Genomic DNA, 9,692 nt, shown 5'->3' with positions numbered 1-9,692 from the left:
ACTTCAACTACACCGTGCGGACCCACCGCTGGGCGTCGGCCTACCGCTTCACGCTCCAGTCGAGCACCCCGTCCACGCCGCCCATCCAGCAGGAGGGAGAGACGCGCTTCGAGGACCAGGAGCACGTGGGCTTCAGCCCCGCGAAGCTCCAGGCGGATCCGCTGGTCATCCCGCCGCCCCAGGCCTACGCGGATGCCTTCCTGAAGCGGCTCGCGCCCCACGTGTTCACGGCGGTGCAGCGCGAGGGCCAGGTGCGTGGGACGGCCCGCCAGGAGCAGTGCAAGACGCTCCCGGAGGACTGGGGCATCCCCTGGGTGCAGTGCTGGGCGGAGGCCACGCTGTGGGGAAGCGGGCAGGAACCCCCGCCGACCGGCTTCCTCCAACTCCTCGCCACCAGCGCTGGAGCCCCCGCCCAGCCTCGGTGCCGCTGAGCGGGGCGAGCTGTCCACCGAGCGTCCTGGCTGCCCTCCGAGCCAGCGCCGTGTGGGAAATCCCTCAAGACTTCCAGGCTCTTACACGGAGACGCGGCGAGCGTGTGGCGCCCGCGTTAAGAAGGTCTCCCGTGGCCGCCGACACTCCCCTCCGACTCCTCCTCCTCGAGTCCATCACGGACGTCCCCGCCGCCGCCTGGGACGCTCTCACCGGACCCGATGCGCCTCCCTTCATCCGCCATGCGTGGCTCGCCGCCATGGAGGAGAGTGGCAGTGCGCGGCTCGAGACGGGCTGGGAGCCCCAGCACCTCACGCTCTGGCGTGGGAAGAAGCTCGTGGGCGCCACTCCCGCCTACCGCAAGCACCACAGCATGGGCGAGTACATCTACGACTTCGCCTGGGCCAGTGCCGCCGAGCGGCTCGGCATCGAGTACTACCCCAAGCTCGTCGTGGGCGCCCCGCTCTCCCCGGCCACCAGCCCGCGCTTCCTCATCGACCCCGGAGAGGACGTCCCCGCGCTGCGCCGGACGCTGCTCCAGGCCGCCCTCGAGAGCGCCCGCGAGGGGGGCTGCTCCTCCGTCCACTTCCTCTACCCCACCGAGGCGGAGGCGGACCTGCTGGAGCAGGAGGGGCTCGCGCGCCGCATCACCCTGCAGTACCACTGGAAGAACCCGGGCTATCGCGGCTACGACGACTACCTGGCGCGCTTCGACTCCAAGCGCCGCTCGCAGCTCAAGCGTGAGCGCGGCGCCGCCGCCAGCCAGGGCATCACCATCCGCACCGTGCGCGGCCAGGAGCTCACCACCGAGCACGCCCGGCGCGCCTATGGCTTCTACGAGGCCACGTGCGAGAGCCGCGGCCCCTGGGGTCAGGTGCAGCTCAACGAGAACTTCTTCGTGCGTGCCTTCCGCGCGCTGCCAGAGACGGTGGAGCTGGTGCAGGCCGAGCACAAGGGGAAGGTGATCGCCGGGGCCTTCAACCTCGCCACCCCCGAGCGCCTCTATGGGCGCTACTGGGGGTGCTTCGAGGAGCACCCGTTCCTGCACTTCCACGTGTGCCTGTACCACTCGGTGGACGAGTGCATCCAGACGGGGCGCAAGGTGTTCGAGCCCGGGGCGGGCGGGGAGCACAAGGTCTCCCGCGGCTTCGAGCCCACGGCGGTGCACAGCGCCCACCTGCTCTTCGACAGGACGCTCGACAAGGCGGTGCGTGACTTCCTGCGCCGCGAGCAGGCCCACCTGCGGCCCGCCATCGAGCAGGCCCAGGAGCTCGCCGGCCTCAAGCCCTGGCCCCTGCCGGGACAGGGCCGTGCCACCGGCTAATCGCTAGTAGCGCACGTCCAGGCTCGGCAGCAGCAGCCGAGACTCGCCCAGGGTCTGGAGCGACTGTCCCAGGTCCAGGTGCACCACCGCGTGGCCGCGCTCGGCGAGGTAGGCCACCGGCGCCTCGAAGCGCAGCGGCGCCACCCGGGTATCAATGACTCCGCCGCCCGAGGCCCCCTCGTAGCCGCCGAAGTCGTCGAGTTCCACCTCCACGTTCACCCGCTCCACCCCCTCGGGCACCACGAAGCGGCCCAGGAGGTGCGAGTGCTCGGGATTCGTCAGCTCCAGCGCCTGGCGCGTCTTGAGGCGGCTGGCCAGGGGCTGCCCGTCCACGGAGGTGACGGTGAGGCGGCGCACCTGCACGAGCGCCGAGGTATAGCCGGGGTTGTTCACCCCCTTGAGGCGCAGCTCGAAGCGCTGCCCCTGGAGGTCCTCGGGGAAGTCCGGGCGGGGCCCCGTGGCCTCCGTCCGGGCCTCCCCGCCACAACCGGCGAGGCAGAGGAAGGCCGCGCCCAGCGCGGACAGCATCAGCTTCTTCATGGTGTCTGTTCTCCTGGAAGGTGTGGGAAGGAAACGAGCGTTACGGACGGCCGGGCTCCGTCGGGTCGACGGCGAGGCTGGCGGCGTGCGCCGGCGTGGCCTTCCCCGCGTCGAAACCCTGGGGCAGCGGCTCGCGGGTACCCGCCTCGTTGTGGCGCCGCAGCTCCGTGGAGAGGCGCTCGGCGTCCTCGCCCCCCGAGGTGCGCAGCGCCCGCAGGGCCTCGTCCAGCGCGCGGCCCCGCTTCGCGTCGGCCCCGAAGAGGCGCTCGTTGCACGAGGACACCAGGGCCTCGCGCGCCAGCTCGAAGCGCCGGGCGTCCGCCTCGCCGCGGACAGCTCCGTTGCGGTCGAGCCCGGGGCTGGCCCACAACAGCCCCAGCGCCTGCTCCAGCGACTCCACCCTGGCCACGCCCAGGTCGATGCGGCCCAGCGCGAGGCACTGCCCCAGCGCCTGCTCGTGTACCTTGAAGAAGCCCGCGTTGCGCGAGGCCCCCACGGCCCCGGGGGAGCCCGGCTCCACGCAGTCGGGGTCATCCTCCGGGCAGGCCAGCTCGCAGTCCACGAAGGGCTCGCAGCACGAGACGCGCGCGGCGCACTGCGTCTCGCCCAGGGCCCACTTCACCCGGAGCGGGCTATCGAAGTTCCCGTCCGCCTTGCCGTCCGAGGCCGCCAGTGCCTGACAGGCATCGAGCGAGTCGAGCGTCACCTCGAAGGTGCCCTCGTACGCCTTGCCCACCCCGACGGCCAGCGGCGTGGAGAAGGGAGAGCGGAAGCCGTAGGGCTCCAGCAGCGGGGCCTCCACGCTGTTGGCCACGGACTCCGACTTGGGGTGGATGTTCTTCACCTTGTACTGGAAGCGCAGCGTGGCCGGGAAGCGCGTCACCCGGGGGCCCTCGCCCCCACCGGAGGACCCCTCGCCCTTCACGTGGATGCGCTTCTCACAGGTGAACTCATGGGCACTGGCCGCGCCCGCTCCTCCCAGCACCACGACCATGGCCGCGGCCTTCCATCCCCTCTGCATGTCGCTCCCCCGTGTGTGAACTCGAGCGCCCTGCCGGCTCGTGCCCGTGTTCCCCTTCACGACCCATACCGGGCGCTCCACCACCCACTTCGTCCACCGGCGGTCGCTCCGTGGGTACAACGTGCGACAGGCGTGCTCGCCTGCCTGCCCAGGGGGAGGGAACGGCTTTTCCCACGTTGAGAAGGAGGCTGCCCAGCATGGGGACGAACAGGAAACCGAAATGGAAAAGTGAATCGCGAGGAAACAACCCGTAGAGTCCGAGCGCTATGAACGCGCCTGAGACAGAAGCGGACTTCCTGCAGTGGTACGAGGACTGCTGGGCGGATCGGGATGAGGTGGAGTACCCCAAGCTCTTCGGGGCCATCAGCGAGGAGGTGTACACGCTGGAGCAGAGTGGTGCGCTCGAGGCCTGGCTGGAGAGTGATCTGGCCGAGGTGAAGGAGCTGGATCCGAACTGGGGCGGCGTGGGCGTGCGCGTGGCACCGCCGAGCCCCGAGTACCCCTACTGGACGTACGTGACGAGCGGCCTGTCCAATCCCTTCACGGTCACCCCGGGGCAGGAGATCGCCCCCGACGCCAAGAGCGGCATTGGCTACGAGATGGTCATCCACACGACGGAGGAGGCGAAGTGGCCGGTGCTCCGGCTGCTGGACATGATCGCCTACAACCTCGTGTGCCTGCGAGCCTTCGGCATGGGGCACCGCTATCCGGTGGAGGGCTCGCTGGACGGCAGCGCGGAGTGCAAGCTCAACGGCTTCGTCTTCGTGAAGGACCCCTCGCGCCCCTCGCACTTCCAGCTGGAGTCGGGGAGGGTGGAGCTGCTGACCCTGGTGGGCGTGACGAAGAACGAGATGGCCTTCTCGCGCTCCAACGGCATGGACCGGCTGATGGCGAAGCTGGAGGCCGCGGGCACGGGCTACATCACCCACACCAACCGCGAGCAGGTTCAACTGTAGGCGGTGCAAGCGGGGCGGGGGTGGAGTTCGCCCCCGCCCGCGCCGTGTCAGACGCGGCTGCTACGAACGTCGGTGGACAGGCCATGACCTCGACCACCTCCACCCTTCGACACACCGCTCGGGCGTCGACGATCGCCGCCCTCAAGCTGCTGGGCTGCACGCTCGTGGGCTCGGTGATGGGCGCGCTGCTCATCACCGCGCTCACCTCCTGAGAGACGGCCCCCGCCTCACGCCAGACGGCCGTGGAGGGCGCCTCCGGCATCCACGCCCAGGGCCCACTCCCGGCCGGCGATGTCCACGTGGGGACCGCTGGGCAGCGCGTGGGTCGACCACGTCCGCCCCCCGTCCTCGCTCTGATGGAGGGCCAGCTCGGCCGCCTTGGAGGGATCCACGGTGCGCGTCAGCAGGCGCAGCACGCCCTCGGCGGACACGAGGCGCAGGGGCTCATGGCCCTGGGGCAGCGGCTCCAGCCAGCGCACCTCGGTGCCCTGGCGCTCGCCGACCCGGGCCTGCCCCTCCACCACGGCGGCCAGGAAGGCCCCATCCAAGTCCACCACGCGCGTGGCGCCCACGTCCTGCCGGCTCCACGAGGCGCCCCCCTCCTGGGACAGGGCCACGCCCCGCCCCAGCAGGGCCACGCCGCCCTCGACGCGCCGCAGGCGCTCGGTGTGGGCATTGCGCTCGCCGGCCAGCTCCACCTCGGTCCACGTAGCGCCACCATTCGTGGTGCGCCCGAGGAACCAGGCACCCAGCACCCAGATCTCCTCGGGGCTGATGACGAGCACCTGTCCGACGCTCGGCGCGCCCACCGGCCCGCGGGCCCGCCACTCGCGGCCACCGTCCGTGGACACCAGCAGGTGGTAGTCCGAGCCCGAGCCCGACGGCTTCAGCGTGCCCCCGATGGCCACGGCCAGCGACCCCTGGCAGTCCAGGGCCTGGATCCAACCCGGACCCTCCCAGACCTTCATCACGGAACCAGCGGCGACGCGGTGCAGGTGGGCACGCCGGCCCCGCATGCGCTCCAGGAGGGCGCTCGCGGACGGCTCCATCACGGCGCCGACGAGGCCGAAGCCCTCACGGCTCACGGCCACCGCGCCGACCTTCAGGCCCTCGGACAGCGCTCCCAGCTTCTCCCAGTCTCTCTCCGGCACGCGTCACCCTCGGCGAATCACGGAATGCGGCGGGAAGATGCCAGTCCGCCCGCGACCAGGAAAGGGCCAGGTGCGGCAGCCGTCGACTACCCGGGAGGGGCGCGTCACGGCGCTCCGGAGCCCACCAGGTCGATGACGGCGATCTCCGGCCGGCACAGGAAGCGGATGCGGGGGACATGGGGTTCGGCCCCGACGCCACGGCTGACGAAGAGGGGCGTCTGGCCCACCACGTACAGGCCCATCTCGTACTTCTTGTCGAAGCGGGACATGGTGAGGACGGCACCATAGAAGGGCAGACGGACCTGGCCGCCGTGCGTGTGGCCCGCGAGGTAGAGGTCCGGCCCGAGCGGAGCCAGGTCCTCCACCAGGTCCGGCGTGTGGTAGGCGACGAGGCGGAAGCCGTCGGGGTTGTCCCGCAGGCAGGTGTCGATGCGCCCGGGCATGCCATAGGGGGCGCCGCAGAGCACCACGCGGCCCCCGGCGGTGCGGAGCGCCTCGCGCTGGAGTTCCTGGGCAACCCCACCCCCGAACAGGTCGAGCTCGCTCCAGTACCAGGTGTCATGGTTGCCCCGGACGGCGAAGCGCCCGTAGCGCGTCTGGATGCGCGAGAGCACCTCGCGGAGGATGGGCAGCCCCGCCTCGGAATTGAGGGAGTCGCCGGTGAAGACGAGCAGGTCCGGCTGGAGCGCGTTGACCTCGTCCGGCAGACGCTCGAGCGCCTTCGTCCAGCCGTCGACGTGCAGGTCCGACAGGTGGACGATGCGCAGGCGGCTCCCCGAGGGAAGCCGGGCCGTCGGCACCTCCACCCGGGAGACCTGGAGCCAGTCGGGCTCGACGGTGAGGGCGTACGTCAGGCAGCTCAAGCCGACGAGCAGGAGGCCGAGGAAGACGGAGGCGACCCGGCGCTCCACCGGCGGCACGGGCCGCTTGCGCACCCGGGCCAGGGCGAGCTTGAAGCCCAGGAAGAGCGCCCCACCGCACACCACGGAGATGAGGAGGACGAGGATCGCGAGTCGCTGCTCCTGGAGCTTGAGGATCTCGGGATTCATGGAGGGCTCCACATACCACCCCGACCCGCGTGCGAGTCCTCGTGGGAGGAGCCTCCCCGCTCGCCAGGCGGACGCGCATCGAAGACGTAGGGAAGTGTCCGCCCAGGCCCCTTGAGGCCCCTCGCCTTCCTGCCCAGGTTTCGGCCACGCGGGATTTCCGCGTACTTCAGGAGGAGGACGGGTATGGCGGCGATGGACCTGAACAGGATGATCGAGCGACTCAATGCGCTCATCGCGCTCGACTACGACGCGGTGGGGGCGTACGCGGCGGCGATCCACCGCATCGACGTGGAGTCCCTGCGGATGCGGCTGCGGGAGTTCCAGCAGGACCATGTGCGCCACATCCAGGACCTGTCCCGGGTGGTGATGGACCTCGGCGGCACGCCCCGGCAGAAGCCGGATGCCATGGGCTTCATCCTCAAGGGCTTCACCGCGGTCACCTCAATGATGGGCAACGAGGCGGCGCTCCAGGCGATGCGGGGCAACGAGGTGCTCACCAACCACACCTACCGGATGGCGCTGGACGAGAGCTGGAGCGACGAGGCCCGCGCCATCATCGAGCGCAACTTCTCGGACGAGCAGCGGCACCTGGCCTTCATCGAGGACGCGCTGCGCAACCGGAGCTGGGAGCAACTGCCGATGCAGCCGTAGTCCACGAGGGGGCCAGGAGGGCGACCAGGGGTCACGTGCCTGGTCGCCCGATGACCCGGCCCTCCGGGGAGCGCAACCGGGACGACTGCCCGCTCCCTCGTGTGTTCCTCCTCTATTGAGAGGAGGAGGACATGAGCGAGAACCAATACCCCGCGCGCTGGTGGCATGCGCTGGAGGACGGGCGCATCCAGTGCGACCTGTGTCCTCGCGACTGCAAGCTGCACGAGGGCCAGCGGGGCATGTGTTTCGTGCGGCAGCGCACGGGCGACCAGCTGGTGCTGGCGACGTATGGGCGCTCGTCGGGGTTCTGCGTGGACCCCATCGAGAAGAAGCCACTGACGCACTTCCATCCGGGCAGCAGTGTGCTGTCCTTCGGTACGGCGGGATGCAACCTGGCGTGCCGCTTCTGCCAGAACTGGGACATCTCCAAGTCCAAGCAGATGGATCGGCTCACCGACGAGGCGAGCCCCGAGGCGATCGCCCGAGCGGCGGAGGCGTACGGCTGCCGGAGCGTGGCCTTCACGTACAACGATCCGGTCATCTTCGCCGAGTACGCGATGGACGTGGCGGACGCGTGCCATGCGCGAGGCATCCAGACGGTGGCGGTGACGGCGGGCTACATGCATGCCGAGCCGCGCCGTGAGTTCTACGCGAAGATGGACGCGGCGAACGTGGACTTGAAGGCGTTCACGGAGGACTTCTATTTCCAGCTGACGGCCGCGCACCTGAAGCCGGTGCTGGAGACGTTGGAGTACCTCCGGCACGAGACGAAGGTGTGGCTGGAGATCACGACGCTGCTGATTCCGGGGAAGAACGACTCGGACGCGGAAATCGGAGCGATGAGCGACTGGCTGTTGAAGCACCTGGGCCCGGACGTGCCGCTGCACTTCACGGCGTTCCATCCGGACTACAAGCTGCGAGACATTCCGCCGACGCCGCCGGCCACGCTGCGGAGGGCGAGGGAGATCGCACGGAAGGCGGGGCTGCGGTACGTGTACACGGGCAACACGCACGACCCGGCGGGTGAGACGACGCTGTGCCCGGACTGCGGCAAGGGGCTCATCGTGCGCGACTGGCACGAGCTCCTGACGTACGGGCTCACGGAGGAAGGCACGTGCCCGGACTGCGGAGCGAGGGTCCCGGGCCACTTCGATGCGAAGCCGGGAGACTTCGGCCGCCGCCGTTTCCCCATCGCGGTGATGTAGCCGACACCTGATGCGGTGCGGCACAGGGGCACAGGAGGCCAGCCAGGCGAAGCGCGAGGGAACCCGTTAGGCATGGTCTCCGTGCTGGACTCCGACGCCTCACCCATCCGTCTCACGCTGGTCGCCGAGGACCCGCTGGCCCGAGGGGCGCTCTCCCGAACCCTCGCGGAGCAGGGCGGTGACATCGCCGTCATCGCGGCCGGCACCCTGGCGGAGATGGAGGCCTCGCGGCCGGAGCTCGCGCCGGATGTGGTGCTGTGGGACGTGGGCCTGCACCCGGCCGAGTCCGGTGGGCGACTCGATGCTCCCGAGCTGGGGGCCCCCGTGCTCGCGCTCGTCCCGGATGAGTCCGCGGGAGAGGGGGCGCTCTCGGCGGGGGCACGGGGGCTGCTCTTCCGAGACGTGGCGCCCGCGCCCCTGTTCGCCGCGCTCCGGGCCGTGGCCCGAGGGCTCAACGTGTTCGACCCGGCCCTCGCCTCCGTGCGCGCCACCCCGCGCGCCGCCGCCTCCACCCACGGCCCCGGGGGGCCGGAGAGCCTGACGCCCCGCGAGCGCGAGGTGCTGGCACTGCTCGCCGAGGGCCTGTCCAACAAGTCCATCGCGGACCGGCTTGGCATCAGCGAGCACACCGCGAAGTTCCATGTGAACGCGGTGATGGCCAAGCTCGGGGTGCAGCGGCGCACGGAGGCGGTGGTCCGGGCCGCGCGCATGGGGCTCGTGACCCTCTGAGAATGGGGAGGGGACCTGCCCGAATGGGTAGGTCGGGGGCCTGCCCGTCTCGCCGATGTGCCGCGAGGGCATGCCTTCTAGCTTTTGGAGCGAAAGGAAACGCCGCATGTCCGTCGACCTCCAAACCCTCTCCCAGTCCCTCGCCTCCATCATCGAGCGCATCGCCCCGAGCGTCGTCCGCATCGAGGCCCGCCGCCGTCACGGGGCCACCGGCCTCGTCTGGAGCGCCGAGGGCCACATCGTCACCACCCACCATGCCCTCGAGCACGAGGGCTCCATCTCCGTGGGCCTCGCGGATGGACGTACCGTCTCGGCCGAGTTGGTGGGCCGCGACCCGTCCACCGACCTGGCGCTGCTCAAGGCCGACGTGTCCGGCCTCACCCCGTTGGCACCCGTGCCGCTCGAGGGCGTGAAGGTGGGCCACCTGGTGCTCGCCGTGGGCCGCCCGGGCCGCACCGCGCGCGCCACGCTCGGCATCGTCAGTGCGTTCGGCGAGGGCTGGCGCACCTTCGCGGGGGGCCGCATCGACCGCTACCTGGAGACCGATGCGGACCTGCCCCCCGGTTTCTCGGGGGGCGCGCTGGTGGACACGCAAGGCCGCTTCCTCGGACTGCTCACCTCGGCCCTGTCCCGCACC

12 protein-coding genes are annotated in these 9,692 nt (G+C 70.7%); 8 read left to right on the top strand and 4 right to left on the bottom strand.

Going from position 1 to position 9,692, the window contains the following annotated elements; all coding sequences use genetic code 11:
• Together VF794_RS09580 and VF794_RS09575 are read left to right on the top strand one after the other, a co-directional pair.
• Positions 1–431: hypothetical protein (locus VF794_RS09580; protein ID WP_331108984.1), on the top strand; the 431-nt coding region annotated here is incomplete at its 5' end.
• Between the two features lie 131 nt (positions 432–562).
• Entirely contained in the window at positions 563–1,753 is a 1,191-nt protein-coding gene (locus VF794_RS09575; protein ID WP_331108982.1) for a GNAT family N-acetyltransferase, read from the top strand.
• A gap of 3 nt (positions 1,754–1,756) precedes the next feature.
• On the opposite strand, the gene VF794_RS09570 is transcribed toward VF794_RS09575, so the two are convergent.
• Together VF794_RS09570 and VF794_RS09565 are read right to left on the bottom strand one after the other, a co-directional pair.
• On the bottom strand, positions 1,757–2,293 hold the full coding sequence (locus VF794_RS09570) for a hypothetical protein (protein ID WP_331108980.1): 537 nt from the start codon (positions 2,291–2,293) through the stop codon (positions 1,757–1,759).
• A gap of 40 nt (positions 2,294–2,333) precedes the next feature.
• The gene (locus tag VF794_RS09565; RefSeq protein ID WP_331108978.1) at positions 2,334–3,314 is read right to left on the bottom strand and encodes a hypothetical protein; all 981 of its coding nucleotides are present in this window, start codon (positions 3,312–3,314) and stop codon (positions 2,334–2,336) included.
• A gap of 266 nt (positions 3,315–3,580) precedes the next feature.
• On the opposite strand from VF794_RS09565, the gene VF794_RS09560 reads away from it, so the two are divergent.
• Together VF794_RS09560 and VF794_RS09555 are read left to right on the top strand one after the other, a co-directional pair.
• On the top strand, positions 3,581–4,270 hold the full coding sequence (locus tag VF794_RS09560) for a suppressor of fused domain protein (RefSeq protein WP_331108976.1): 690 nt from the start codon (positions 3,581–3,583) through the stop codon (positions 4,268–4,270).
• A gap of 83 nt (positions 4,271–4,353) precedes the next feature.
• Positions 4,354–4,482: a hypothetical protein gene (locus tag VF794_RS09555; RefSeq protein WP_331108974.1), complete on the top strand. Its 129-nt coding sequence runs from the start codon at positions 4,354–4,356 to the stop codon at positions 4,480–4,482.
• A gap of 15 nt (positions 4,483–4,497) precedes the next feature.
• On the opposite strand, the gene VF794_RS09550 is transcribed toward VF794_RS09555, so the two are convergent.
• Both VF794_RS09550 and VF794_RS09545 read right to left on the bottom strand, forming a co-directional pair.
• The gene (locus VF794_RS09550) at positions 4,498–5,421 is read right to left on the bottom strand and encodes a neuraminidase (protein ID WP_331108973.1); all 924 of its coding nucleotides are present in this window, start codon (positions 5,419–5,421) and stop codon (positions 4,498–4,500) included.
• Positions 5,422–5,525: 104 nt separating this feature from the next.
• On the bottom strand, positions 5,526–6,470 hold the full coding sequence (locus VF794_RS09545; RefSeq protein ID WP_331108971.1) for a metallophosphoesterase: 945 nt from the start codon (positions 6,468–6,470) through the stop codon (positions 5,526–5,528).
• 183 nt (positions 6,471–6,653) lie between these two features.
• Between VF794_RS09545 and VF794_RS09540 the strand changes: the two genes are divergently transcribed.
• The 4 genes from VF794_RS09540 to VF794_RS09525 all read left to right on the top strand — a co-directional run.
• Positions 6,654–7,121, top strand: coding sequence for a ferritin-like domain-containing protein (locus tag VF794_RS09540; protein WP_331108969.1), 468 nt, complete (start codon positions 6,654–6,656; stop codon positions 7,119–7,121).
• Between the two features lie 131 nt (positions 7,122–7,252).
• Positions 7,253–8,326: an AmmeMemoRadiSam system radical SAM enzyme gene (amrS, locus tag VF794_RS09535; RefSeq protein WP_331108967.1), complete on the top strand. Its 1,074-nt coding sequence runs from the start codon at positions 7,253–7,255 to the stop codon at positions 8,324–8,326.
• 81 nt (positions 8,327–8,407) lie between these two features.
• Positions 8,408–9,055 (top strand): response regulator transcription factor, encoded by a 648-nt coding sequence (locus VF794_RS09530; protein WP_331108986.1) that lies wholly within the window; start codon positions 8,408–8,410, stop codon positions 9,053–9,055.
• A 106-nt stretch (positions 9,056–9,161) separates the two neighbouring features.
• The coding region (locus VF794_RS09525; RefSeq protein ID WP_331108965.1) for a S1C family serine protease at positions 9,162–9,692 on the top strand (531 nt) is incomplete at its 3' end.

This window comes from Archangium sp. (assembly GCF_036389735.1).
GTDB lineage: Bacteria > Myxococcota > Myxococcia > Myxococcales > Myxococcaceae > Archangium.
This window is presented reverse-complemented; position numbering and strand designations above follow the sequence as displayed.